This is a genomic window from Pseudomonas sp. ADAK7 (genome assembly GCF_012935675.1).
Taxonomy (GTDB): Bacteria; Pseudomonadota; Gammaproteobacteria; order Pseudomonadales; family Pseudomonadaceae; genus Aquipseudomonas.
The window spans coordinates 6,108,200-6,132,086 of the sequence record NZ_CP052861.1 but is presented as its reverse complement, the minus strand read 5'-3'; the positions used below and the strand labels follow the sequence as shown (position 1 = coordinate 6,132,086).

At 59.6% G+C, this 23,887-nt stretch carries 22 protein-coding genes; 6 read left to right on the top strand and 16 right to left on the bottom strand.

Features of this window, described 5'->3' with window-relative positions:
- Positions 1-192 precede the first annotated feature (192 nt).
- Positions 193-570: a hypothetical protein gene (locus tag HKK53_RS28115; protein ID WP_046032015.1), complete on the top strand. Its 378-nt coding sequence runs from the start codon at positions 193-195 to the stop codon at positions 568-570.
- Positions 571-719: 149 nt separating this feature from the next.
- On the opposite strand, the gene fadD1 is transcribed toward HKK53_RS28115, so the two are convergent.
- Positions 720-2,420 carry a long-chain-fatty-acid--CoA ligase FadD1 gene (gene fadD1 / locus HKK53_RS28110; protein ID WP_169373455.1) on the bottom strand — a complete coding sequence of 567 codons (1,701 nt, stop codon included), beginning with the start codon at positions 2,418-2,420 and terminating at the stop codon, positions 720-722.
- Positions 2,421-2,796: 376 nt separating this feature from the next.
- Positions 2,797-4,485 (bottom strand): long-chain-fatty-acid--CoA ligase FadD2, encoded by a 1,689-nt coding sequence (gene fadD2 / locus HKK53_RS28105; RefSeq protein WP_169373454.1) that lies wholly within the window; start codon positions 4,483-4,485, stop codon positions 2,797-2,799.
- Between the two features lie 224 nt (positions 4,486-4,709).
- On the opposite strand from fadD2, the gene HKK53_RS28100 reads away from it, so the two are divergent.
- Together HKK53_RS28100 and HKK53_RS28095 are read left to right on the top strand one after the other, a co-directional pair.
- A complete protein-coding gene (locus HKK53_RS28100) occupies positions 4,710-5,654 on the top strand; it encodes an alpha/beta hydrolase (RefSeq protein ID WP_169373453.1) in 945 nt (314 codons plus the stop codon).
- Between the two features lie 54 nt (positions 5,655-5,708).
- A complete protein-coding gene (locus HKK53_RS28095) occupies positions 5,709-6,179 on the top strand; it encodes a MaoC family dehydratase (RefSeq protein WP_054044906.1) in 471 nt (156 codons plus the stop codon).
- Positions 6,180-6,269: 90 nt separating this feature from the next.
- Here HKK53_RS28095 and HKK53_RS28090 read toward each other — a convergent pair whose 3' ends face one another.
- A complete protein-coding gene (locus HKK53_RS28090; RefSeq protein WP_169373452.1) occupies positions 6,270-6,737 on the bottom strand; it encodes a PA2169 family four-helix-bundle protein in 468 nt (155 codons plus the stop codon).
- A gap of 203 nt (positions 6,738-6,940) precedes the next feature.
- On the opposite strand from HKK53_RS28090, the gene HKK53_RS28085 reads away from it, so the two are divergent.
- Both HKK53_RS28085 and HKK53_RS28080 read left to right on the top strand, forming a co-directional pair.
- A complete protein-coding gene (locus HKK53_RS28085; protein WP_092278897.1) occupies positions 6,941-7,177 on the top strand; it encodes a DUF3820 family protein in 237 nt (78 codons plus the stop codon).
- A gap of 16 nt (positions 7,178-7,193) precedes the next feature.
- Positions 7,194-8,375: an aminotransferase class V-fold PLP-dependent enzyme gene (locus HKK53_RS28080; protein ID WP_169373451.1), complete on the top strand. Its 1,182-nt coding sequence runs from the start codon at positions 7,194-7,196 to the stop codon at positions 8,373-8,375.
- Positions 8,376-8,384: 9 nt separating this feature from the next.
- Here the strand turns inward: HKK53_RS28080 and HKK53_RS28075 are convergent, their stop codons facing one another.
- The 4 genes from HKK53_RS28075 to zwf all read right to left on the bottom strand — a co-directional run bounded on the left by HKK53_RS28075 (position 8,385) and on the right by zwf (position 12,156).
- Positions 8,385-9,110: an intradiol ring-cleavage dioxygenase gene (locus HKK53_RS28075; protein WP_169373450.1), complete on the bottom strand. Its 726-nt coding sequence runs from the start codon at positions 9,108-9,110 to the stop codon at positions 8,385-8,387.
- A 193-nt stretch (positions 9,111-9,303) separates the two neighbouring features.
- Positions 9,304-9,969 carry a bifunctional 4-hydroxy-2-oxoglutarate aldolase/2-dehydro-3-deoxy-phosphogluconate aldolase gene (locus tag HKK53_RS28070; RefSeq protein ID WP_169373449.1) on the bottom strand — a complete coding sequence of 222 codons (666 nt, stop codon included), beginning with the start codon at positions 9,967-9,969 and terminating at the stop codon, positions 9,304-9,306.
- A gap of 17 nt (positions 9,970-9,986) precedes the next feature.
- On the bottom strand, positions 9,987-10,700 hold the full coding sequence (gene pgl / locus HKK53_RS28065; protein ID WP_169373448.1) for a 6-phosphogluconolactonase: 714 nt from the start codon (positions 10,698-10,700) through the stop codon (positions 9,987-9,989).
- The gene (zwf, locus tag HKK53_RS28060) at positions 10,687-12,156 is read right to left on the bottom strand and encodes a glucose-6-phosphate dehydrogenase (protein WP_169373447.1); all 1,470 of its coding nucleotides are present in this window, start codon (positions 12,154-12,156) and stop codon (positions 10,687-10,689) included. Before zwf ends, pgl begins: the two co-directional genes overlap by 14 nt.
- Before the next feature lie 226 nt (positions 12,157-12,382).
- On the opposite strand from zwf, the gene HKK53_RS28055 reads away from it, so the two are divergent.
- Positions 12,383-13,243: a MurR/RpiR family transcriptional regulator gene (locus HKK53_RS28055; RefSeq protein WP_177328568.1), complete on the top strand. Its 861-nt coding sequence runs from the start codon at positions 12,383-12,385 to the stop codon at positions 13,241-13,243.
- Positions 13,244-13,351: 108 nt separating this feature from the next.
- Here HKK53_RS28055 and HKK53_RS28050 read toward each other — a convergent pair whose 3' ends face one another.
- From HKK53_RS28050 to HKK53_RS28010, 9 genes are all read right to left on the bottom strand, one after another.
- Positions 13,352-14,203, bottom strand: a complete 852-nt coding sequence (locus HKK53_RS28050) for a D-hexose-6-phosphate mutarotase (RefSeq protein ID WP_169373446.1) — start codon at positions 14,201-14,203, stop codon at positions 13,352-13,354.
- Positions 14,204-14,318: 115 nt separating this feature from the next.
- Positions 14,319-15,668 (bottom strand): carbohydrate porin, encoded by a 1,350-nt coding sequence (locus HKK53_RS28045; protein ID WP_169373445.1) that lies wholly within the window; start codon positions 15,666-15,668, stop codon positions 14,319-14,321.
- A 130-nt stretch (positions 15,669-15,798) separates the two neighbouring features.
- Positions 15,799-16,959, bottom strand: coding sequence for an ABC transporter ATP-binding protein (locus HKK53_RS28040; RefSeq protein ID WP_169373444.1), 1,161 nt, complete (start codon positions 16,957-16,959; stop codon positions 15,799-15,801).
- Positions 16,960-16,961: 2 nt separating this feature from the next.
- The gene (locus HKK53_RS28035) at positions 16,962-17,804 is read right to left on the bottom strand and encodes a carbohydrate ABC transporter permease (RefSeq protein ID WP_169373443.1); all 843 of its coding nucleotides are present in this window, start codon (positions 17,802-17,804) and stop codon (positions 16,962-16,964) included.
- Positions 17,797-18,705 carry a carbohydrate ABC transporter permease gene (locus tag HKK53_RS28030; protein ID WP_054044927.1) on the bottom strand — a complete coding sequence of 303 codons (909 nt, stop codon included), beginning with the start codon at positions 18,703-18,705 and terminating at the stop codon, positions 17,797-17,799. The genes HKK53_RS28035 and HKK53_RS28030 overlap by 8 nt, the downstream gene beginning before the upstream one ends.
- An 89-nt stretch (positions 18,706-18,794) precedes the next feature.
- Complete coding sequence (locus HKK53_RS28025) at positions 18,795-20,096, bottom strand: ABC transporter substrate-binding protein (protein WP_169373442.1); 1,302 nt, start codon at positions 20,094-20,096, stop codon at positions 18,795-18,797.
- Between the two features lie 117 nt (positions 20,097-20,213).
- Entirely contained in the window at positions 20,214-21,473 is a 1,260-nt protein-coding gene (locus HKK53_RS28020) for a D-mannose isomerase (RefSeq protein WP_169373441.1), read from the bottom strand.
- Between the two features lie 188 nt (positions 21,474-21,661).
- On the bottom strand, positions 21,662-23,131 hold the full coding sequence (locus tag HKK53_RS28015) for an ATP-binding protein (RefSeq protein ID WP_169373440.1): 1,470 nt from the start codon (positions 23,129-23,131) through the stop codon (positions 21,662-21,664).
- Positions 23,121-23,852: a response regulator gene (locus HKK53_RS28010; protein WP_169373439.1), complete on the bottom strand. Its 732-nt coding sequence runs from the start codon at positions 23,850-23,852 to the stop codon at positions 23,121-23,123. The genes HKK53_RS28015 and HKK53_RS28010 overlap by 11 nt, the downstream gene beginning before the upstream one ends.
- Between the last annotated feature and the right edge of the window lie 35 nt (positions 23,853-23,887).

The following is a 23,887-nucleotide window of genomic DNA, read 5'->3' as shown; positions in this document are numbered from 1 at the left end:
TCCTGTGAACAATTCAAGGGGCATAGTCGTTACACAAAGATTGACCGGAGGCGTTTGCACGGAGTTTCATTTATTTTTGCAGCGACATTTCATCGCGGCGCAAAGGTTGGGCTTTATGTTTGCCCCGCAACCCCCGAGAATGCGCAACGTATTCAGGCCTTGGCGCTGAAGATCCAATCCCGTAGGAATGTTATGAAACTCGATAAAAAGCAGGCCATTGCCCGCAGAAACCAGGAACTCGGCGGTGCTGTGCTTGGCGTCAACAATTGCCATTTCACCGAATTGAACCGCAACCGCAACATCTGGTGGTTCGACATCCCGGTGGCACGCCTGGCCGTTGGTCAGTACGAGTGGGTTCACTTGTTGATGCATACCCCGGACACCGACGAACTGCTGCACCTGAAAGTGCCGACGGTGTTCCTGCGTGAAAAACTCGAAGGCCTGGTGGTGCGCAACGAAGGCAAGCGCAAAGCGGCCCTGAGCCTGGAACTGAGCGCCGACAAGGACTCGTACCTGCAGGACATGCGCCCGGCGGGCACCAACGTCAACTTCGCACCGTTTCGCCTCTGACCGATCGTTCCCACGCTCTGCGTGGGAATGCCTCAATGGACGCTCTGCGTCCGCTGCTGGGACGCGGAGCGTCCCGGGCTGCATTCCCACGCGGAGCGTGGGAACGATCAGTCAGGCCAAAAAAAGCCCCGCATCTGCGGGGCTTTTGTTTAGGCGCCTACTTTCTTCACGCCCAGTTTCTTCAGCTCTTCGTCACGCAGTTCGCGGCGCAGGATCTTGCCGACGTTGGTGGTCGGCAGCGCATCGCGGAATTCCACGGAACGCGGGACCTTGTAGCCGGTGACGTTGGCGCGCATGTGCTCCATCACCTGTTCCTTGGTCAGGGTCACGCCCGGTTTGGCGACGATGAAGATCTTGATCGCCTCGCCCGATTTCTCGTCCGGGATGCCGATGGCCGCGCATTGCAGCACGCCCGGCAGGGTCGCAAGCACGTCTTCCAGTTCGTTCGGGTACACGTTGAAACCGGAGACCAGGATCATGTCTTTCTTGCGATCGACAATGCGCATGTAGCCATCGGGCTGGATCAAAGCGATGTCACCGGTCTTCAACCAGCCTTCGCTGTCGAGCATTTCATCGGTGGCATCCTGGCGCTGCCAGTAGCCCTTCATGACTTGCGGACCTTTCACACACAACTCGCCGATTTCGCCCAGCGGCTGTTCAACGCCGGCATCGTCGATGACTTTGCACAGGGTCGACGGCACCGGAATACCGATGGTGCCGACCTGGATGTGCTGGATCGGGTTCACGGTGGCGACCGGACTGGTTTCGGTCATGCCGTAGCCTTCGCAGATCGGGCAATTGGTCACGGCTTTCCAGCGTTCGGCCGCAGCCAGTTGCAGGGCCATGCCGCCGGACAGGGTGACCTTCAGCGCCGAGAAATCCAGCTTGCGGAAGGCTTCGTTGTTGCACAGGGCCACGAACAAGGTGTTCAGGCCAACGAAACCGCTGAACTTCCACTTCGACAGTTCCTTGACCATCGCCGTCAAATCGCGCGGATTGCTGATCAGGATGTTGTGGTTGCCGATCAGCATCATCGCCATGCAATGAAAGGTGAAGGCGTAGATGTGGTACAGCGGCAGCGGGGTGATCAGGATCTCGCAACCTTCATTGAGGTTGGAACCCATCAGTGCCTTGCACTGCAGCATGTTGGCGACCAGGTTGCGGTGGGTCAGCATCGCGCCCTTGGCCACGCCGGTGGTGCCGCCAGTGTATTGCAGCACCGCGACATCGCCGCTGTCCGGGTTGGCTTCAGCCACTGGCTGGCCATGGCCCTTGCTCAGTACCTCGTTGAACTTGATGGCCTTGGGCAAGTGGTACGCCGGGACCATCTTCTTCACGTACTTGATGACGCTGTTGATCAGCAGGCGCTTGAGCGGCGGCAGCAGGTCGGCGACTTCGGTGACGATCACGTGCTTGACGCCGGTTTTCGGCACCACGATCTGCGCCAAGTGAGCCATGTTGGCCAGGCAGACCAGGGCTTTGGCACCGGAGTCGTTGAATTGGTGTTCCATCTCCCGCGCGGTGTACAGCGGGTTGGTGTTGACCACGATCAGCCCGGCGCGGATCGCACCGAACACGGCGACCGGGTACTGCAACACGTTAGGCAGTTGCACGGCGATTCGATCACCGGGCTGCAAGTCGGTATGCTGTTGCAGGTAAGCGGCAAAGGCACCGGACAGTTCGTACAGTTCACCGTAGGTGATTGTCTTGCCCAGGTTGCTGAAAGCCGGTTTGTCGGCGAAGCGTTGGCAGGATTGCTTCAACACTGCCTGAATATTCGGATACTCGTCTGGATTGATGTCGGCAGCAATCCCGGCAGGGTACTTATCCTTCCAAAAGTCTTCGTTCATGGAAGCCCACTCCTCAGCAACGCGAATTCATCACCGCATTTGATGCGATTATTATTGGTGTGTGTTTTTTATTGGTGAGTCTGGCTTTTATATAGGCCGAGAAGTCACAAAAGCGCGCCGAGAGTAGCAGCTTTGCCAAGGGCCGACTAGAGCCAAAAGCGGCCTCTACAGTCACTTTCATGACTCAAGAATAGCCGGCAGTCATTTTAGAGCAAAAATTCTATACAACCTTGAAAGCCCTTTAAATTGGGCTTTTCAGCCCTTAAAAGCTTCGCGGGCAAGCCTCGCTCCTACGGGCATCGCGTCAATGTGAATGACGGTGAACCTGTAGGCGCGAGGCTTGCCCGCGAACGCGCGAAGCGCGGCCATTCAACGCTTATGCGATATCCCGCAACTCCCGCCGCAGAATCTTGCCCACCGGCGTCATCGGCAACGACTCACGCAACACAATGTGCTTGGGCACTTTGTACGCGGTGAAGTTTTCCTTGCAGTACGCCTTCAACTCTTCAAGGCTGACCCCCGACTCACGGGCCACCACAAACAGCTTCACCGCCTCCCCCGAACGCTCGTCCGGCACGCCGATCACCGCGCAGTTGGCCACTTTCGGGTGGGCCATGACCACGTCTTCGATTTCGTTCGGGTACACGTTGAAACCCGAGACGATGATCATGTCTTTCTTGCGATCGACGATGCGTACAAAACCGTCCGGGTCGATCACCGCGATATCACCGGACTTGAACCAGCCCTCGGCATCCAGCACTTCGGCGGTGGCTTCGGGTTTCTGCCAGTAGCCCTTCATGATCTGCGGGCCCTTGATGCACAACTCGCCACGCTCGCCCAGCGGCTGTTCGACGCCTTCGTCATTGATGACCTTGAGCGTGGTCCCCGGCACCGGCAGGCCGACCGTGCCGATCCGCGATTTTTCACCGTACGGGTTGGTGCAGGCCACCGGCGAAGTTTCGGTCAGGCCGTAGCCTTCGGTGATCCGGCAACCGGTGAGCTGTTCCCAACGCTCGGCGGTGGCCTTGACCAGCGCGGTGCCGCCGGAGTTGGTGAGCTTGAGGCTGGAGAAGTCCAGGGTCTTGAAGTCCGGGTGATCCATCAGCGCCACGAACAGCGTGTTGAGCCCCAGCAACGCCGAGAACCGCCAGTTCTTCAGTTCCTTGATAAAGCCTTTGATGTCCCGCGGATTGGAGATCAGCACGTTGTGGTTGCCGGTCACCATCATGCACATGCAGTTCGCCGTGAACGCATAGATATGGTAGAGCGGCAGCGGCGCGATCATCACTTCCTGGCCTTCGCGCAGCAGCGGCTGACCGTCGCTGCCGAACTGGCCCAGACAGGCCCGCGCCTGCTGCATGTTCGCCACCAGGTTGCCGTGGGTGAGCATCGCGCCCTTGGCCAGGCCGGTGGTGCCGCCGGTGTATTGCAGCACCGCGATGTCGTCGAGGCCGACCTTCAGCGGCTTGATGCCCAGGCCCCGGCCCAGACGCAGCGCGCTCTTGAAGGAAACCGCCTGGGGCAAGGCATAGGCCGGGACCAGTTTCTTGACCTTGCTCACCATCGTGTTGACCAGCCAGCCCTTGGCGGCGGGCATCAGGTCGCCCATCTTCGCTTCGATCAGGTACTGGATGTCGGTGTCGGCCAGCACTTCTTGGACCTTGGCCCCGAACATGTTCAGGTACACCAGCGCCCGGGCACCGGAATCCTTGAATTGATGACGCATCTCCCGCGGGGTGTACAGCGGGTTGGTGTTGACCACGATCAGCCCGGCGCGCAAAGCACCGAACACGGCAATCGGGTAATGCAGGACGTTGGGCATCTGCACCGCGATGCGATCCCCCGGCGCGAGATCAGTGTGCGCCTGCAGGTAACCGGCGAACGCAGCGCTGTAGCGTTCCAGTTCGGCGTAGGTCAGGGTCACGCCCATGTTGCTGAAGGCCGGGCGATCCGCAAATTTCTTGCAGGAACGCTCGAACACCTCGATCACCGACTTGTAGGCCCCAAGATCAATGTCCAGGGGTACGCCGGCCGGGCGTTTGTCATTCCAGAAATCAGGTTGCATTGTTCTTGTCCTCTTTACCTGAATCACCTTGGCCACTTTCTGTCATTTCTGAAAACAGAACACAAAAAGCGGAGCTTCACGGACACTAGCAGCTATGGCGAATCAGGCAAATATGGCGAACAGCGTCATTGATCGTGTGAATCTTCCTAACGTGGCGTGGCCTGATCAGACGGCAAGCGAAGGATGCGCTATACAATGCAACCACATCGTGCAAAGGAATCGCCATGATCCACGACACTTTCTGGCTGACCGCGAGTGATCACAGCCGCCTCTTCGTCAATCAATGGCTGCCCGCCTCGCCGTTAAAAGCGGTGATTCTGCTGGCCCATGGCATGGCCGAACACAGCGGTCGCTACGCCCGACTGGCGGAAAAACTCTGTGGTCAGGGTTATGGCGTCTACGCACCAGACCTGCGCGGACATGGCAAAACTGCCGAAAACGGGACACTCGGCCATTTCGCCGATGACGATGGCTGGTGCAAGGTGGTGGGCGATCTCGCCAGTCTCAACCAGCACATCGGCCAGCACCACCCCGGCGTACCGATTGTGCTGTTGGGCCACAGCATGGGCAGCTACATCGCCCAGGCCTACTTGCTGCACCACAGCGCCAGCCTGCACGGAGCGATTCTCAGTGGTTCGAATTTTCAGCCAGTGTCGCTGTATCGCGCGGCGCGGCAGATTGCCCGGCTTGAACGGCTGCGCCAGGGGCCGAAGGGCCGTAGCGCGCTGATCGAGTTCCTGTCGTTCGGCTCGTTCAACAAGAAATTCAAGCCCGTACGCACCCAGTTCGACTGGTTGAGCCGCGACCCGACGGAAGTCGATCTGTACGCCAACGACCCGTTCTGTGGCTTTCGCTGCACCAATCAGCTGTGGATCGACTTGCTCGGCGGCTTGCAGCAAATCAGCAAAGCGTCCAATCTCGCCCAGGTCGATCCGGGCCTGCCCTTGTTGGTAATGGGCGGCGAATGTGATCCGGTGAGCGAAGGCAAGCGTCTGAAAGATCTGGCCCATGCGCTACGCGCGGCCGGCAGTCAGAACCTGCAATTGAATATTTACCCGCAGGCACGCCACGAACTGTTCAACGAGAGCAACCGCGATGAAGTGACCGCCGACGTATTGAACTGGATCGCCCAGGCGCTGAGCCACCGCCGCCCGGCCAGAACCGAATAGTTTTTCGAACAGCTTTTTTGTGGATTTTTAAATTCGTCACAGGAATTGAGACAGATGACCCAGGTTACCAATACCCCTTACGAAGCCCTTGAAGTCGGCCAGACCGCCAGCTACAGCAAGACCGTCGAAGAGCGCGACATTCAGTTGTTCGCCGCGATGTCGGGCGATCACAACCCGGTGCACCTGGACGCCGAATTCGCCGCCGGCACCATGTTCAAGGAACGCATCGCCCACGGCATGTTCAGCGGCGCGCTGATCAGCGCCGCCGTGGCGTGCGAGTTGCCTGGGCCGGGGACTATTTATATCGGTCAGCAGATGAGCTTCCAGAAACCGGTGAAAATCGGCGACACCCTGACCGTGCGTCTGGAAATTCTCGAAAAACTGCCGAAGTTTCGCGTGCGCATTGCCACTCGCGTGTTCAACCAGCGCGATGAGCTGGTAGTGGATGGCGAGGCGGAGATTCTGGCGCCGCGCAAGCAACAGACGGTGACCTTGCCTGTGTTGCCGGCGATCAGCATTGGCTGATCTGTTGATCGTTCCTACGCTCCGCGTGGGAACGATCAGGCATAAAAAAACGCCAGTCAGACTGGCGTTTTTTATTACAGCGACGAACGCTTACGAGCGAGCACGCGCCTGGTTACGCAGGGCTTTCACCTGATCGTGATTGCGTTGCACGCCATGGTACTGACGTTCAACCAGGTCACGAATACCCACCAGGTTGTGTTTGTTGATTTTCTCCAGCGCTTCCTTATACGCCTTCAACGCATGGTCTTCACCGCGTTCGGCTTCGTTCAGCACAGCTTCTTCATCCTTGCCGGTGAACATCGCTTTCACGTCCACCCAACGACGATGCAGATCACCGCTGACGCTGGTGGAAGTTTCCGGATCGCCGCCCATGGAACGCACAGCGGCCTGAAGTTCGGCAGCCGCGGTAGCGCAATCGGCAGAACGGGTCACGAACAGCGTTTTGAGTTCTGGGTGCTTGATGTCTTCAGCGCAGGTCTTGAACCCTTCCTGACCGTCTTTGCTGGTTTCAATCAGGTCGTTGAGTACAGAGATGGCTTCTTTATTCACGTCGGTCATTTTCAATTCCTCGCGGGTTGATGAAAGATGCAATAGCTATTGCAGCCTGCATGCCAGCTTTGAATCGAGTATTTATTCCTTATTTTTCAACTAGTTAACTTATGCAGCGAAATCTGTATCCGCTTTATTTGCATGATCTGTCATTTGGCCTGCATGCAGAATGCCTGTATTTTCCAGACTGTTTGAATCAAGACGACTGATTGATGAATCCTGAAAAGCTCGAATTGCTGATTACCCGCGAAATGCCCTTCGGCAAATACAAGGGCCGCATCATCGCCGACCTGCCCGGCCAATACCTGAACTGGTTCGCCCGGGAAGGTTTCCCCCATGGCGAACTGGGAGGTTTGCTGGCGCTGATGCAGGAAATCGACCACAACGGTTTATCGGAACTGCTCGACCCGCTGCGCGCCAAACACGGCAAGCCAGCCCCTCGCCACTGAACTGACTGAGTAGCCCATGCCCGATAACACCCGCCGTGCCCGTGATGAAGCCTTCTGGCAAACCTTTGCCGACCGTTACGCTGTCGAACCTGGCCCGATCAATCTGGAGAACGGCTACTTCGGACGCATGTCGCGCACAGTGGTCGAGGAGTATCAGCGCAATATCGAGCTGATCAACCGCAGTAACTCGGTGCATGTGCGCCAGCATTTCGAGCAAAGCGAAAGCCTGGACATCCGCGCGCAATTGGCCGAGATGATGGGCGTGCGCGCGCAATCGATCGCCCTCACCCGCAACGCCTCGGACGGCTTGCAATCGCTGATCCGCAACTACAATCGCCTGCAACCCGGCGATCAGGTGCTGCTGTGCGATCTGGAGTACGACACGGTCAAGGGCGCCATGCGTTGGCTCGCCCGCCATCGCGGCGTGGAAGTGATCGAAATCGACCACCAACACCCTGCCACTTTCGACAGTTTGCTCGCCACTTACCGCGAAGCTTTCGTGCGTTATCCGCGCCTCAAGCTGATGGCCCTGACCCACGTTACCCATCGCACCGGCCTGGTGATGCCGGTGCAGGCGATTGCCGCACTCGCCAAGGAACACGGCATCGATGTGATCCTCGACGGCGCCCATGCCCTGGGCCAGATGGAATTCGACCTGGCAGCGCTGGGCATCGCCTTTGCCGGGTACAACCTGCACAAATGGATCGGCGCCCCGCTGACCCTGGGTTTCATTTACATCGCCCCTCAGCGCCTGGCCGATATCGACCCGGACATGGGCGAGATGCACTTCCCGATCAACGACATTCGCGCCCGCACGCCCTACAGCACGCCGAACATCCCGGCACTGATGACCCTGCCACTGGTGCTCGAAGAGCATCAGGCCATGGGCGGTTCCGCCGCCAAGGGTGCACGGCTCAACTACCTGCGCAATCGCTGGGTCAACGCCGTGCGTGAGCTGCCGGGCATCGAAGTCATGACCCCGGACGATCCCCGGCTGTATTGCGGCATCACCTCGATGCGCTTTACCCGCCACGCCGACCAGCACGTCATGGCCGAACGGCTGCTCAATGAGTACAACCTGTTCACCGTGGCCCGCAATGGCGCCGCCAGCGGACCGTGCATCCGCATCACGCCGGGGCTGACCACCACCGCAGCCGAAGTGGACCTGCTGATCCAGGCGCTGACCGAACTGCGCTGAGGCTGGTGCTTACACGGTGTACTTGTCGAAGTCCTCGGGTCTGATCTGGCTCGACACCGCAATCGTGTCGACGCCAATGGTCATGTGCCCGAAGAAACCGTCTTCATGGCTGTCCCGGCCGATCTTGTGAATGTTCAAGGTCGAGGCGTCCCTGCCCATGCTTTCGAAGTAGTGGTCTTTTTCGTTGCTCAGTGGCGACACACTACGGCCCTGATACTCCCGGGCGCTGAGCACTGACCTGGAAGCCACTTCCGGGAGGTACAACTGGCCGACCCAGGCGACATGCCGCTCTTCCAGGTAATTGTTGCCAGCGGTGATGCGTACCGCCACATGAATATGCAACGCACGGCCGGCATAGAACCCCGGATAGATGGTGGTAAATCGCACTGCGCCCCTGTTGTCGCTGAATTGCCCGCCACACAGGTAAGTATCGTCGTCCGTGCGCGGGATCGAACCGATGCTGCTGACATCGACTTCCTTGTCCGGGTCGACCTTGCTCCATCCCGAGTAAGCCCCGCGCGCGTTGCAATGCCAGATATCCACCAGCGCCCCGCTCACCGGTTCGCCAGTCATGGCGTCGACGATGTTCAGGCGCAACACCAGGGGAATGCCATCCTGGCCTTCGCTGATGTTTCTTCTGATGAGTTTCGGGTTACGGAAATACGGGCCGGCGATCTGCTCCGGGGTGAGCAGGCAGACAGTTTGGCGGGGAATCGTGGTGGTGGTGTTTTCCATGAGGTTGTCTCTCTTCCATAAGATGCTTCAAGGATAGAGAGAGAGGCGCGGCGGGATGCGGTAACTATGTATCGGCAAATGTTTTTGTGTAGGAGCATTGTTTGCAGGCAAAAAAAAACGGTGCACCGACCAAGCGCACCGTAAAGCCGTAGAACACACAACGAAGTGTTTGGTACCTACTAATCCAACAGCATCAGTCCAACAGCGCCAACGCCTCGGCGGTGCATTCCTGAATGCGGGCCCAGTCGCCGTTCTTGATCCACTCCGGATCAAGCATCCAGCTACCGCCCACGCACATCACGTTTTTCAACGCCATGTAGCTCTTGATATTGGCCGGGCTCACGCCGCCAGTCGGGCAGAATTTCACCTCGCCGAACGGGCCGCCCAAGGCCTTGATCGCCGCGACGCCACCGCTGACTTCCGCCGGGAACAACTTGAAGCGGCGATAACCCAGGCCATAGCCTTCCATGATGCCGGAGGCGTTGCTGATGCCGGGCAACAGCGGGATCGGGCTGTCGACACTGGCTTCGAGCAGGTCACGGGTAATGCCTGGGGTGACAATAAATTGCGAACCGGCCCGTTCAGCGGCGGCAAGCATGGTGCGATCGAGCACGGTGCCGGCACCGGTCACCAGTTCCGGACGCTGCTCACGCAGGACCTGAATGGCTTTAAGGCCGAACTGCGAACGCAGGGTCACTTCCAGGGCGGTCAGGCCACCGGCAGCCAGGGCGTCGGCCAGTGGCAGGATGTCCTGTTCGCGAGCGATGGTGATCACTGGCAAGATCCGCGCCTTGGCGCAGAGGCTGTCGATCAGGGCAACTTTGTCCGCCATGGAAACGGTCGGGGATGTCTTTGTCATAGCGGCTGATCCTTGGCTCATGGGCACCAGTAAATCTCTAACGTAGGTTGCAGAAACGCGCGAATCGGCATGGCAGCGACATCGTCACTGGCCAATGCGGCACTCAAAGTGGTCAGTTTGGACTGACCGGAAATCGATAGAACGGTGGTCTTGGCCGAAGCCAACAGCGCACGACTCATGGTCAGGCGCTGATGCGGCACGGTCGGCGCCAGCATCGGATAGCAACGGCGTGTGCCGTCGACTTTCAAGGCGTCGGACAGGTTCGGGCTGTTGGGGAACAGCGACGCGGTGTGACCGTCATCGCCCATGCCGAGGATCAGCACGTCGATCGGCGGCAATTCCGCGAGCAAGCGATCAGCCTGCTCCGCTGCCAGCTCAAGGTTGGCGGTGGCGCTATAAAGGCTCAAAAACTGCGCCTTGGCCGCCGGGCCTTGCAGCAGGTAACGCTTGAGCAGGCCGGCATTGCTGTCGGCGTGCTCGACCGGTACCCAGCGCTCGTCGGCCAGGGTCACGACGACCTTGGACCAGTCGAGTTTCTGTTTGGCCAGGTTCTGGAAGAACGCCACCGGGCTGCGGCCACCGGACACCACCAGCGTCGCGCTGCCGCGGGCGTCGATGGCGTCGCTCAATAGCTTGGCGACATTCAGCGCCAAACCATCGGCCAGCAACACCGGGCTCTTGAACTCATGGGCGCTGACGCCCTGAGGCAGTTGCAAATTAGATATCGCCATACCACGACCTCCCATCCCGCGTGATCAGTGCAATGGAGCTCATTGGTCCCCAGGACCCGGCCGCGTACGGCTTGGGCGCATCACCGGATTTTTTCCACCCGGCGATCAACTGGTCACACCACTTCCACGCGGCTTCGATTTCATCTTTACGGACAAACAGGTTCTGATTGCCGCGCATCACTTCCAGCAACAACCGCTCGTAGGCATCGGGAATCCGTGCGCTGCGATAGGTGTCGGAAAAATTCAGCTGCAACGGACCGCTGCGCAGCTGCATGCCCTTGTCCAGGCCTTGTTCTTTGGTCATTACGCGCAAGGAAATGCCTTCGTCCGGTTGCAGGCGGATAATCAGCTTGTTGCTGATTTGCAGGCGCTGCTCGGGGGCGAAGATGTAGTGCGACGGTTCCTTGAAGTGGATGACGATCTGCGACAGCTTCTGCGGCATGCGCTTGCCGGTCCGCAGGTAGAACGGCACGCCGGCCCAGCGCCAGTTGCGGATGTCGGCCCGCAAGGCGACGAAGGTTTCGGTGTCGCTCTGGGTGTTGGAATTCGGTTCTTCCAGGTAACCGGGAACCGGCTTGCCTTCGCTGTAGCCGGCGATGTACTGGCCACGTACAACCTGAGTCGTCAGGCCTTCCGGGCTGATCGGTGCCAGAGCCTTGAGCACTTTGACTTTCTCGTCACGGATGCTGTCGGCGGACAGATCGGCCGGCGGGTCCATGGCGATCAGGCAGAGCAGTTGCAGCAGGTGATTCTGGATCATGTCCCGCAGCTGGCCGGCCTTGTCGAAGTAACCCCAGCGGCCTTCGATCCCGACCTTCTCGGCCACGGTGATTTCCACGTGGGAAATGTAATTCTGGTTCCACTGGGTTTCGAACAGGCTGTTGGCGAAACGCAGGGCGATCAGGTTCTGGACGGTTTCTTTGCCCAGGTAGTGGTCGATGCGGTAGGTGCGGTTCTCCGGAAAGAACTGCGCCACGGCGTCGTTGACCTTGCGCGAGGATTCCAGGTCCGAACCGATGGGTTTTTCCAGCACCACGCGGGTGTTGTCGGTCAGGCCGACCTTCGACAGGTTCTCGCAGATCGCGCCGTAGACGGCGGCCGGCGTGGCGAAGTAGGCAATAACGCGCTGGGCGCTGCCGGCCTGTTCGGCCAGGGCGACGTAATCTTCGGATTTGAGGAAGTCGACGTGCAGGTAGGTCAGGCGGGCGAGAAAGCGTTCGAGCACGGCTTCGTCCAGCTCTTTGGCATCGACGTAGCGACGCAGCTCCGAGGTGATGAACCCCAGGTGCTGCTGCTCGCTGCCGGGTTCACGGGCCAGCGCGATGATGCGCGAGTCCTCGTGCAACAGGCCGGCGCCGTCCAGCTGATAAAGGGCAGGAAACAGCTTGCGCAGGGCCAGATCGCCGAGGGCGCCGAACAAGGCAAAGGTGCACGGTTCTACCGTAATCGAAGGCATGATGTTTGTTCTTTTATCAAGTTAAGCTACAAATACCTTTTTTCAAGGCATCACTCAAGGGAAAATGTAGTAATAACCACAACATTTTCGCAAAATACAGATTCCGAGTGGTGGTCGGTCGGAGCCATCAGTAGGATAGGCCACCGTGACGGGCCGCATCAAAGGCCCTTTTTGCATAGCAGAGCGCATCTTTGCGCTGCTGACTCAAGGAACATCTATGGACCGCGTGCGAAATTTACTGGAACAAATCCAGAATCGCCTTGAAGACCTGAACAAGGCCGAACGCAAAGTCGCCGAAGTGATCCTGCTCAATCCACAGCAGGCGACCCGGTTCAGCATCGCCGCCCTCGCCCAGGCCTCAAAGGTCAGCGAGCCGACGGTCAACCGTTTCTGCCGTTCGTTCGGCGTCAGCGGTTATCCGGAACTGAAACTGCAACTGGCCCAGAGCCTGGCCAGTGGCGCGGCGTACGTCAGCCGTGCGGTCGAGGCCGATGACAATCCTGAAGCTTACACTCAGAAAATCTTCGGCAGCGCCATCGCCTCGCTGGACAGTGCTTTGCAGGCCCTGGACCCGAACCTGATCAGTCGCGCCGTCGATCTGTTGATCCAGGCCCGGCAGATCCACTTCTTCGGCCTCGGCGCTTCGGCCCCGGTGGCGCTGGATGCGCAGCACAAGTTCTTCCGCTTCAACCTCGCCGTCACCGCCCATGCCGACGTGCTGATGCAACGCATGATTGCCTCGGTGGCGCACACCGGTGAGTTGTTCGTGATCATTTCCTACACCGGCCGCACCCGCGAACTGGTGGAAGTGGCGCGCATCGCCCGGGAGAACGGCGCTTCGGTGCTCGGCTTGACCGCTGAGGGTTCGCCACTGGCCAAGGCCAGTACGCTGAGCCTGAACATTCCGCTGCCGGAAGACACCGACATCTATATGCCGATGACTTCGCGGATTATTCAGCTGACGGTGCTGGACGTGCTGGCAACCGGCATGACCTTGCGCCGTGGGGTGGATTTCCAGCCGCATCTGCGCAAGATCAAAGAGAGTTTGAATGCGAGCCGGTATCCGGTGGGTGACGAGTTTAATTAGCCCGTAGCGATCGTTCCCACGCTCTGCGTGGGAATGCAGCCCGTGACGCTCCGCGTCACTGGACGCGGAGCGTCCCTTGAGGCATTCCCACGCGGAGCGTGGGAACGATCACCCAACCCACGCCTGCAAACTCAGGTGCGCCCGCTCCCCCGGCGCCAGGCTCAGGCTGTCGGTCCCACCGCTCGCCGCTTCCACACAGACAAACTCCAACACCTCGTCCCAACTCACCCCCAGCAACGGCCGCGACCCCGGATGCCAGACCACCGTGTCCGCAGCGTCGCCGGTGTCGATGCACAATTCACGCTGCCAGGCGTGGTCCTTGAGCTGCAATTCGCCGTCATGCTGGAACACGCGCTGACAACCACCCTCGACCCGCAGCTCCCCTTCCTGCTGACACGCCTGACGGTTCAACTGATCGTATCCTTGCGCTCCGTCGAGTCCAGACAGCGCTACCTCAGCCACGTCGCCAATACGCCAGTAAGCATGCAACGCCTGACTCAATTGGCATGGCAAGGTGTCTTGGTGCTCGGTGCTCAGGCGCAGGTCCATGCGTTCACCGAGGTGCGCGTGCAGATCAACCGTCCAGTCGCACAGCTGTAATTGCCAGTGCAAACGCACGCCATCGTCGTCGCTGCTGCTATCGAGTAGCTTCCAATCCAGCAGCCGCGCCCAGCCATGGGACGGCCAGGCATTTTCGCTCGGATGACGGCCAAACCACGGCCAGCACACCGGTACACCGCCACGAATGGCCCCCACGTGCGGCCACTTCGCCGCGCACCACAACCAGGGTTTCTGCCCTGCTGGCTGGAAGTGCAACAACTGCGCGCCCTGGCGACTGAACACCGCCTGGCATAGCGGATGATCGATCACCAGCACGTCGCGCATCTGATAGCGCTCCCACGCAAACACCGGACGTTCGCGCAAGGATTTGAAGAAGCGTTGTAGCGGATGCTCATGCATGTGCCGCGGTCCTGGAAATCATCTGTTGCCCGGGGTGCGCCGCCCCCAAAAAAAAGCGGATAGCCTTGGCCATCCGCAAATATGCGCACTTGGAGAGGAGCTTATCGCAACAGCGTTAGAACACCGACTGAATTTTCAGACCGGCGACCAGCGCGTTGTCGACTTCATCAACACCGCCCGGGTGAGTGATGTATTGCAGGTTGGGACGCACGGTCAGCCAGTTGGTAACGTGGAAGCCGTAGTTGATTTCGTAGTTGTACTCAGTGCTACGCAGTGGTGCGAACAGCGGATCCTGGTAGTCGCTGACGCCATTGGAAGCGTTGATCAGCTCGGCGTTTTTCTTCACGTCGTCGTTGACATGGATACGGGCGGCGCCGATGCCGACGTCATCTTTCGGACGTGCATCAAACGGGCCTTTGTACACAAACATCAGCGACTGGTAGTTGTCGACGACGTTGGTGTCCTTGTCGTGGAACGTGGCGTTGGCCGCGATGTTCAGACCACGGGAAGCGTCACCGTTGTGGGTGGTGAGTTGCTGTTGTGCAACGAACCAGTAGCCGGACTTGCTGCTGTGGCTGCGATAGGCGTTACCGCTGGTGGCAGCGTCATCACCGTTGACGTCTTCGCGGACATCATCAGCCTTGGCCGTGCTTTTGTAGTAACCGACACGGTATTCGCCCGGCAGGTTGTTCGGGTTAGGCAACCAGACCAGCTCGACCGGGATGACGGTGCCCGCCGTACCACTGCCGCTGAGCTTGAAGCCGTTACCGTGTTCCAGTTGCGACGGGTTCTGGTTGTACGCGCCGATCTGCGCATAGAACTCAGGCGAGATGTTGTACTTCACACGGACCGCGGCCTGGCTGACTGGCCAGTTGTACCAGATGTTGGTTGCCCAGTTACCCACTTGGGAACCGCAGAACGCCAGGTTCTGGAACTCGCATGGGAAGGTGTTGAAGTCTTCGCCTTCGCCGAAGTAACCGGCCTTGACGTCCAGTTTGCCGTCGAGGAACTGGTGTTTGATCCACAACTGGGTCAGACGAACCATGTGGCCACGACCGTAGACTTCTTGCGAAGAACTCAAGGTGCCGGCACGCGGATCGCCGACGCGGTCATTGGAAATGTTCTGACCGTTACGGTTGGTGAACTGGATCTTGGCCTGGGTGTTATCCCAGCCCCACAATTTTTGCAGGTCCAACGCCACGCCGAGGCCAAACTGGTCGGAGTAACGCGCGGTCTTGTCGTTGTTGTAGCCACCGTGGAGGTTACCGCCGACTTCGCCGACGTAGTCCATCTTGATGTCGATACCCTGCTCGATCAGCTTGGTACGCTCACCACCCCAGTCACCGGTCATCCACTGGGAATCGGCGCTGAACGCGTCAGCCGCGTGAACGCTACCGACCAGGGTCATTGCCGCCGCAACAGCTGACAATTGGCAGATAAGCTGAGCGTTGTTCTTCTTCTTCATCCCTACATCCTCGTTTTATTGTTATTAACTGTTTTTATCTAACGCGGTTTACATGGATTGCGGCGAATGTCCCCATCCGCCGCGTATTTCCCCGAGCGGGAGCTGGCACGCCAGCTTCCACACTTGATCTTCAGCGACCTTTGAACTGCGCCACGTTGGCGCCATGGGCCTCGGCTTTTGGCACCCCGGCCACCCCCAGGCGCTCCCCGGTCTTGGCATCGAACAGCAACACTTTCGATGGATCGAATTGCAGGGTCAGGGTCTCGCCCACGCCCGGCGCAACGTCTGGCGCCAAACGGCAGCAGACCTTGGTTTCGTTCAGGCTGACGAACACCAGGGTGTCCGGCCCGGTCGGCTCGGTGACCTGGACTTCGGCACGAATGGTCGGCAAACCATTCGGCTCGCCGTTGGCCAGTACGATCTGTTCCGGGCGCAGGCCGAGGATCACTTCGCGATCTTCGAGCCCTGCGTCCTGCATGCCCATTGGCAATTCGCAACGGGCCTGGCCGCTGTCGAGCAACGCCACCAGACGACCGTCCTTGCGCTGCAAGCGCAGCGGGATGAAGTTCATCGGCGGCGAGCCGATGAAGCTCGCCACGAACAGATTGGCCGGGTTGTTGTAGATGTCTTTCGGCGTGCCGAACTGCTGGATGATCCCGTCCTTCATCACCGCCACTTTATCGCCCAGGGTCATCGCTTCGATCTGGTCGTGGGTCACGTAGACCGTGGTGGTTTTCAGGCGCTGGTGCATCAGTTTCATTTCGGTGCGCATCTCGACCCGCAGCTTGGCATCGAGGTTGGACAGCGGTTCGTCGAACAGATAGATCTTCGGCCGCCGCGCCAATGCACGACCCATGGCCACGCGCTGTTGCTGGCCTCCGGAGAGCTGGCCGGGTTTGCGGTTGAGCAAGTGTTCGATCTGCAGCAGCTTGGACACCCGCGCCACTTCCGTTTCGATATCGGCAGCGGGCATTTTGCGGATCTTCAAGCCGAAGGCGATGTTCTCGCGCACGCTCATGGTCGGGTACAGCGCGTAGGACTGGAACACCATGGCGATGTCCCGGTCTTTCGGGCTCATGCCGCTGACGTCCTGGTCATCGATCATGATCGCGCCACCGGTGATGGTTTCCAGGCCGGCGATGCAGTTCATCAGGGTCGACTTGCCGCAACCCGAAGGTCCGACCAGGATCAGGAACTCACCGTCCTTGATCGACAGTTCGATGTTCTTCAGGGTGTCCGGCAGGCCGGGACCGTAAGTCTTGTTTACATTGCGAAGTTCGAGCGTAGCCATGATTACCCCTTGACTGCGCCGGCCGTCAGCCCGCGCACGAAATACTTGCCTGCGACCACATAGACCAGCAGGGTCGGCAGCCCGGCGATCATCGCCGCCGCCATATCAACGTTGTATTCCTTGGCCCCGGTACTGGTGTTGACCAAGTTGTTCAGCGCTACTGTGATGGGTTGCGAATCACCGCTGGAGAACACCACGCCGAACAGGAAGTCGTTCCAGATCTGGGTGAACTGCCAGATCAGGCAGACCATGATGATCGGGGTGGACATCGGCAGGATGATCAAGCGGAAGATGGTGAAGAAGCCCGCGCCATCGAGCCGCGCAGCTTTCACCAGCGCATCCGGGACGCTGACGTAGTAGTTGCGGAAAAACAGCGTGGTGAACGCCAGGCCGTAGACCACGTGCACGAACACCAGGCCGGTGGTGGTGCTCGCCAGGCCCATCTTGCCGAGGGTGAACGAGGCCGGCAGCAGGACGGTCTGGAACGGCAGGAAGCAACCGAACAGCAGCAAACCGAAGAACAGTTGCGAGCCGCGGAAGCGCCACATCGACAGCACATAGCCGTTCAGCGCACCGATGGCGGTGGAGATCAGTACCGCCGGAACGGTGATCTTGATCGAGTTCCAGAAGTACCCGTCAACCGTGCCCCAGGCCTTGACCCAGCCAATGCCGCTGACCACGGACGGCCAGCTCAGCAGGTTGCCGGAGTTGATGTCTTCCGGGGTCTTGAAACTGGTCAACAGCATGACCACCAGCGGTATCAGGTACAGGAACACCGCGAGGATCAGCACGGCGTAGATCGCGATGCGACTCAGGCTGATGGAAGGTTTGGCGAAACTAGTCATGACGCTTGGTCCTCAGCTCGGAGTACAGGTAAGGCACGATGATTGCGAGAATCGCACCGAGCATCAGAATCGCACTGGCCGAACCCATGCCCATCTGGCCACGACTGAAGGTGAAGGAATACATGAACATCGCCGGCAGGTCGGAGGAATAACCCGGGCCACCGGCGGTCATGGCCGCGACAAGGTCAAAACTCTTGATCGCGATGTGGGCCAGGATCATCACGGCGCTGAAGAACACCGGACGCAGGCTTGGCAACACCACTTTCAGGTAGATGCGCGGCATGCTCGCGCCGTCGATCTGGGCGGCACGGATGATCGATTGATCAACCCCACGCAGACCGGCGAGGAACATCGCCATGATAAAACCCGAGGCTTGCCAGACGGCGGCAATCACCAGGCAATACACCACGCGATCCGGGTCGATCAGCCAGTCCAGGCGGAAGCCTTCCCAACCCCAGTCACGCAACAATTTGTCCAGGCCCATGCCCGGGTTGAGCAGCCATTTCCACGCGGTACCGGTGACGATCATCGAGAGCGCCATCGGGTACAGGTAAATGGTGCGGATGAAACCTTCGCGACGAATGCGCTGGTCGAGGAACACCGCCAGCAGCACACCGATCACCAGGGTGATGCCGATAAACATGCCGCCGAATACCGCCAGGTTCTTGCTCGCGACCCACCAGCGGTCGTTGTCGAACAAACGCTGGTATTGCGCCAGGCCGGCCCACTTGTAAGTCGGCAGGAAAGTCGACGTGGTGAACGACAGCACGAACGTCCAGAGGATATAGCCATAGAAGCCCACCAGGACGATGAACATGCTCGGCGCCAGCACCAGTTTGGGGAGCCAGCGCTGCAATGCATCGAACGGCGAGGCCTTGCTGAACACAGCAACAGAACTCATGGGAAGATCCAGTACGTAGAAAAAGGATTACAGGCGCGTGCCGGGTGGGAGCGGGTTTGCCGCCCCCATCGGGTCTACGCTGCTAACGGTTACTTGGCTGCTTTGATGGCCGTGCCGAGTTGCTTGGCGGCGGTGGCCGGATCAGCTTTCGGATCGTTGATGAAGTTGGTCACGACATCAAAGAACGCGCCTTGCACTGCCAGCGTGGTCGCCATGTTGTGCGCCATGCTCGGTTGCAGGCCGCCGGACTTGGCGTCCGCCAGGAAGTCCTTGGCAGCGGTCTGGGCGCAGGAGTCGAAACCGTACTTGCCCATGTCGTTCAGCATGTCGATCCGAACCGGGATCGAACCTTTGTTGATGCTGAAGACTTTCTGGAAGTTCTCACCCAGCACGACCTTGGCAATGTCCTGCTGCGCGGCAGCCGTGCCCTTGTCTTTCTGCTTGAACACCGCCAGGGAGTCGATGTTGTAGGTGAAGGCCTTTTCGGTACCCGGGAAGGCTACGCACTCGTAGTCCTTGCCCGCGACTTTCTTGGCCGCGGTCCATTCGCTCTTGGCCCAGTCACCCATGATCTGCATGCCGGCCTTGCCGTTGATGACCTTGGCCGCTTCCAGGTTCCAGTCCTGGCCTTTGCCGTCGGCGTCCATGTAGGTCGCGACTTTCTTCAGCTCGGTCAGCGCCTTGACCATTTCAGGACCGGTCAGGGCAGCATTGTCCAGGTCGACCAGGGCTTTCTTGTAACCGTCGACGCCCATGACCGAAAGCACCACGGCTTCGAACACGGTGCTGTCCTGCCAAGGCTGGCCGCCGTGGGCAAGGGCGATGAAGCCTTTGGCCTTGAGCTTGTCGCCAGCGGCGTAGAATTCTTCGAGGGTGGTCGGGGCTTTTTCGATGCCGGCTTTCTTGAAGACTTCCGGGTTGATCCACAGCCAGTTGACGCGGTGAATGTTCACCGGCACGGCCACGTAGTCACCCTCGTACTTCACGGTATCGGAGACTTTCTTGTCGAGCAGGCTGTCCCACTTCTCCGACTTGGCCGCGTCTTTCAAGACGTCGGTGTCGAGCAGACCGGTAGACGCCCATTCCTGGATGTCCGGACCTTTGATCTGCGCGACGCCTGGCGGGTTACCGGCCACGGCGCGGCTTTTCAGCACGGTCATGGCTGTAGCACCGCCACCACCGGCAACGGCGCCGTCCTTCCAGGTGAAACCGTCTTTTTCGACTTGGGCCTTGAGCACATCAACGGCGGCTTTTTCGCCACCGGACGTCCACCAGTGAACGACTTCTACCGAACCTTTGGATTCGGCGGCAAGTGCACTGAGCGGGAATGCAGAGATAGGAAGCAATGAGGCAAGAGAAATGACAGTAGCGAGGCGAGAAATCGCATTCATCTAGAATTACCTTTCTTGTTGTTATGCATGCAAGTCTGGTGCTTGCGCTGCATGGGATTTTAAACAGGAGTTATCCCTTCGCAGGTAACGAAGGGACGCTTGAATGTCACCACATGGTTACACAGGAGCGCTCTGAGACAACTGCCCCAAGGCAGTCGCCATGCTCGGCGCCAATGGCAGGCGCGGGATCAACACGGCTTGCCAGGCGTGATACAGGTCCGGCTTGCCGCCCCAGATATCGGCACTCGGACGGTTTTGCGGGTCGAGTTCATGGTGCCAACTGCCATCGCAGCGGTCGATGAAATGACTGTCACAAAACTCCCAGAACAGTCGGTACCAGGTTTCGTATTGCTCATCGCCTGTGCGTTTTAGCAGGGCACTGGCAGCGGCGCTGGCTTCGCAATGGGTCCAGTGCAAGCGGTGACGAACCACGGCGCGGTTGTCCCAGTCCAGCGTGTAGACGATCCCCGGCTGGCCGTCGATGTTCCAGCCGTGACGGCAATTGTGATCGAAGAGTTTTTGCGCATCGGTCGCCAGCCAACCCGGCGTGAGCATCCCGGCCTGCACCCGCGCCGCTTCGAGGTGCAGCAACAGCCGCGCCCATTCGAAACCGTGACCCGGCGTGGTGCCGTAGGGGCGGAAACCGTCGGCCGGGTTGTCGTGGTTGTATTCGCGCAGCGGTTGCCAGTCGCGGTCGAAATGCTCGACCACCAGGTAATCGTTGGCAGCGGCGTGACCGTGGATCACCCGTTCGACGATGCGTTGCGCGCGGACCAGCCAGCGGTGGTCATCGGTGACATCCGCGAGTGCGAGGAAGGCTTCGGTGGCGTGCATGTTGCTGTTGGCGCCGCGATAGGCTTCTTCTTCGCTCCAGTCACGATTGAAGGATTCGCGCATCGCGCCCTCCTCCTCGCTCCAGAAATGGGTGTCGATGATGTGGATTGCATCGTCGAGCAGAGCTTGTGCGCCGGGCCGTTGTGCGACGACTGCGGAACTCGCGGCCAGGGCGACGAAAGCGTGCAGGTACGCGGCTTTGCCGGTGTTGTCATCGCGATGATGGGCCGTGGCGAACCAGCCGCCGTGTTGAGCATCTTTCAACGGGCCGCTGAGGGCCTGGACGCCATGATCCACCAACTCGGCAAACCCCGGCAGGCCCTGGATGTGGGCCATGGCGAAGCTGTGGGTCATGCGCGCGGTGTTCATGGTTTCGGCGTGGGCGTTGGCCAGGAGCTGGCCTCTTTCATCGAGATTGCCGAAGCCTTCGGGAAGCTTCGAAGCCTTGGCGAACGCCAGCAGGCGCAGGCCTTCGGCGGCAAGCCATTGCTGGTGGGCAGGCGCGTTCAGCCAACTGTTGAAGGCCGGTTGGAAGGTGTCCATGGGGTACCTTTTTTGTTGTTATGACTGGGGGCAGTCTAAACAACGGTCGAGGCGTGGCAGGTAACGAAGGGGGCGGGTTTTGTCACCATGTCGTGACAAAGTAAAAGCAAAATCAAAAGAACGCAGCCTTCGGCAGCACCTACAGAGATCGGCGCAGGAGCTGCCGAAGGCTGCGATCTTTTGATCGTTCAATCGATTGAACGCGGCAACTGCAACGTCACCCTTAACCCACCCTCGCGCAAATTCTGCAGACTCACTTCACCACCATGGCTATGCGCAATATTGCGCGCAATCCCAAGGCCCAACCCGTAACCCTGCTGCTGGCCAGACAGGCGGAAGTGCGGTTCGAACACCTGCTCCATCCGCTGCTCCGGCACCCCTGGCCCTTCATCGTCCACATGCAGGATGAACGCGCTCTGGTCGTCATCGATATGCAAATGCGCGTTCTGCCCGTACTTCAAGGCGTTGTCGATCAGGTTGCCGATGCAGCGCTTGAGCGCAAGCGGTTTGCCCGGATACGCCGCAAACGCCCGACCCTGCTGAGTTACGCGACCATTGCCATTGGGCGCCAGGTACGGCTCCACCAGGCAATCGAGCACGTGATTGAGGTCCACTTGCTCGATGTTTTCGTGGATGTCGGTGTCTTTCACGCATTGCAGCGCGCCTTTGACCAACAACTCCAACTCATCCAGATCGCGGCCGAACTTGGCTTGCAGCTTTTCGTCTTCGAGCAATTCGACCCGCAACCGTAAGCGAGTGATCGGCGTGCGCAAGTCGTGGGAGATGGCGCTGAACAACTGACTGCGCTCGGTCAGGTAACGGCTGATCCGTTCGCGCATGGCATTGAAGGCGCGGCCGACTTCGACCACTTCACTGCCGCCGCCCTCGGGCACCGGTTCAACTTCGGCACCAAGGGACATGTCCCGCGCCGCCCGCGCCAGGCGCTTGAGTGGACGACTTTGCCAGTGCACCAGCAAGCCGATGAACAACAGCAAAAAGCCGCTGGTGAGGACAATAAACCACACCTGCTGCGCCGGCAGGCCTTGCTCTTCAAGACTGGTGTAAGGCTCGGGCAGCAGCGAGGCGATGTACAGCCATTCCCCCGGCGCCATCTGGATTTGCGTGACCAGCACCGGCGGGTTCACCGGCTCCAGGGTCAACGCGTAATGCGCCCAGGAGCGCGGCAATTCATCGAGTTTCAAGCCGCTGTTGAAGATCCGCAGGTCTTCGGGGCTGACGAACGTCACCGAGATATCCGTGTCATGCCCCAGGGACTCGCGCAGCACTTCGTCGACCGCTTTGAGCACTGCCGCTTTGCGCGGGGTGATCGGCAACACTTCCATGCCCAGCGGTTTGTCGTTGAGGGTCACCACAAACCGGGTGCCACCCATGCTGCGCAACTGGTCGAGCACCAATGGCCGAAAAGCGACGGGCAATGAACGGAAATAACTGACGCTGGCGGTCATCGAATGGGCCAGGCTGCGGGCGCTGGTGACCAGGCCTTCGAGCTGGGTCGCGCGCAGTTGCGAGACCCAGATCACGCTCGACAGCGCCTGGGCAAACAGCACCACCAACAGGGTCAGCAGCAACATCCGCCCGAGCAACGAGCGTGGCACCGGGACCTTGGCGATGAGCTGGCGTAGAAACTCAGTGGCCATTACTGGCAACCACATTGGCGGCCAGTTGGTAGCCGCTGCCACGCACGGTACGGATCAGTTTCGGCGGTTTTTCGGTGTCGCGCAGGCGCTGGCGCAAACGGCTGACGGCCATGTCGACGATGCGATCCAGCGGCATCAAGTCGCGGCCACGGGTGGCGTTGCCGATGGTGTCCCGGTCGAGGATTTCCTGGGGATGATCGAGGAACAGTTTCAGTAGCGCGAAGTCGGCGCCGGAGAGAATCACTTCCTCGCCATCGATGTGGAACAGCCGATGGCTGACCATGTCCAGGCGCCAGTCATCGAAGGCCAGCACTTCACTGCCGGAACGTTCCTGACCGAACTGCGCGCGGCGCAACAAGGCCTTGATCCGCGCCTGCAATTCCCGAGGGCTGAACGGTTTGCCCAGGTAATCGTCGGCACCCAGTTCCAGACCAATAACGCGGTCGGCCTCGTCGGAGCTGGCAGTGAGCATGATGATCGGCACCTGGGCCTGGCGCGGGTGCTGGCGAATCCAGCGGCAAAGGCTGAAGCCGTCTTCGTCCGGCAGCATCACATCAAGGATCACCAGATCGCTCGGCGCCTCGTTCATCGCCTGGCGAAAGCCTGCGCCGTCCGGCGTGGTGCGCACCTGAAAACCTGCTCGGGTCAGGTAGGTGTCCAGCAACTCGCGTATCTCTTGATCGTCATCGACCAACAAAATCGACTTGTTGACTGAGCTCACAGGGGCGGCATCCTTGTTGTTTGAATTGGGCGGAT

What these genes read in the sequence shown, in the direction of transcription:
- HKK53_RS28100 (WP_169373453.1), top strand. Translation starts at nt 4,710, where the DNA reads ATGATCCACGACACTTTCTGGCTGACCGCGAGTGATCACAGCCGCCTC.
- HKK53_RS28115 (WP_046032015.1), top strand. Translation starts at nt 193, where the DNA reads ATGAAACTCGATAAAAAGCAGGCCATTGCCCGCAGAAACCAGGAACTC.
- HKK53_RS28020 (WP_169373441.1), bottom strand. Translation starts at nt 21,473, where the DNA reads ATGGACACCTTCCAACCGGCCTTCAACAGTTGGCTGAACGCGCCTGCC.
- fadD2 (WP_169373454.1), bottom strand. Translation starts at nt 4,485, where the DNA reads ATGCAACCTGATTTCTGGAATGACAAACGCCCGGCCGGCGTACCCCTG.
- HKK53_RS28095 (WP_054044906.1), top strand. Translation starts at nt 5,709, where the DNA reads ATGACCCAGGTTACCAATACCCCTTACGAAGCCCTTGAAGTCGGCCAG.
- fadD1 (WP_169373455.1), bottom strand. Translation starts at nt 2,420, where the DNA reads ATGAACGAAGACTTTTGGAAGGATAAGTACCCTGCCGGGATTGCTGCC.
- HKK53_RS28015 (WP_169373440.1), bottom strand. Translation starts at nt 23,131, where the DNA reads ATGGCCACTGAGTTTCTACGCCAGCTCATCGCCAAGGTCCCGGTGCCA.
- HKK53_RS28035 (WP_169373443.1), bottom strand. Translation starts at nt 17,804, where the DNA reads ATGACTAGTTTCGCCAAACCTTCCATCAGCCTGAGTCGCATCGCGATC.
- zwf (WP_169373447.1), bottom strand. Translation starts at nt 12,156, where the DNA reads ATGCCTTCGATTACGGTAGAACCGTGCACCTTTGCCTTGTTCGGCGCC.
- HKK53_RS28050 (WP_169373446.1), bottom strand. Translation starts at nt 14,203, where the DNA reads ATGCATGAGCATCCGCTACAACGCTTCTTCAAATCCTTGCGCGAACGT.
- HKK53_RS28045 (WP_169373445.1), bottom strand. Translation starts at nt 15,668, where the DNA reads ATGAAGAAGAAGAACAACGCTCAGCTTATCTGCCAATTGTCAGCTGTT.
- HKK53_RS28040 (WP_169373444.1), bottom strand. Translation starts at nt 16,959, where the DNA reads ATGGCTACGCTCGAACTTCGCAATGTAAACAAGACTTACGGTCCCGGC.
- HKK53_RS28085 (WP_092278897.1), top strand. Translation starts at nt 6,941, where the DNA reads ATGAATCCTGAAAAGCTCGAATTGCTGATTACCCGCGAAATGCCCTTC.
- HKK53_RS28070 (WP_169373449.1), bottom strand. Translation starts at nt 9,969, where the DNA reads ATGACAAAGACATCCCCGACCGTTTCCATGGCGGACAAAGTTGCCCTG.
- HKK53_RS28025 (WP_169373442.1), bottom strand. Translation starts at nt 20,096, where the DNA reads ATGAATGCGATTTCTCGCCTCGCTACTGTCATTTCTCTTGCCTCATTG.
- HKK53_RS28030 (WP_054044927.1), bottom strand. Translation starts at nt 18,705, where the DNA reads ATGAGTTCTGTTGCTGTGTTCAGCAAGGCCTCGCCGTTCGATGCATTG.
- HKK53_RS28075 (WP_169373450.1), bottom strand. Translation starts at nt 9,110, where the DNA reads ATGGAAAACACCACCACCACGATTCCCCGCCAAACTGTCTGCCTGCTC.
- pgl (WP_169373448.1), bottom strand. Translation starts at nt 10,700, where the DNA reads ATGGCGATATCTAATTTGCAACTGCCTCAGGGCGTCAGCGCCCATGAG.
- HKK53_RS28090 (WP_169373452.1), bottom strand. Translation starts at nt 6,737, where the DNA reads ATGACCGACGTGAATAAAGAAGCCATCTCTGTACTCAACGACCTGATT.
- HKK53_RS28080 (WP_169373451.1), top strand. Translation starts at nt 7,194, where the DNA reads ATGCCCGATAACACCCGCCGTGCCCGTGATGAAGCCTTCTGGCAAACC.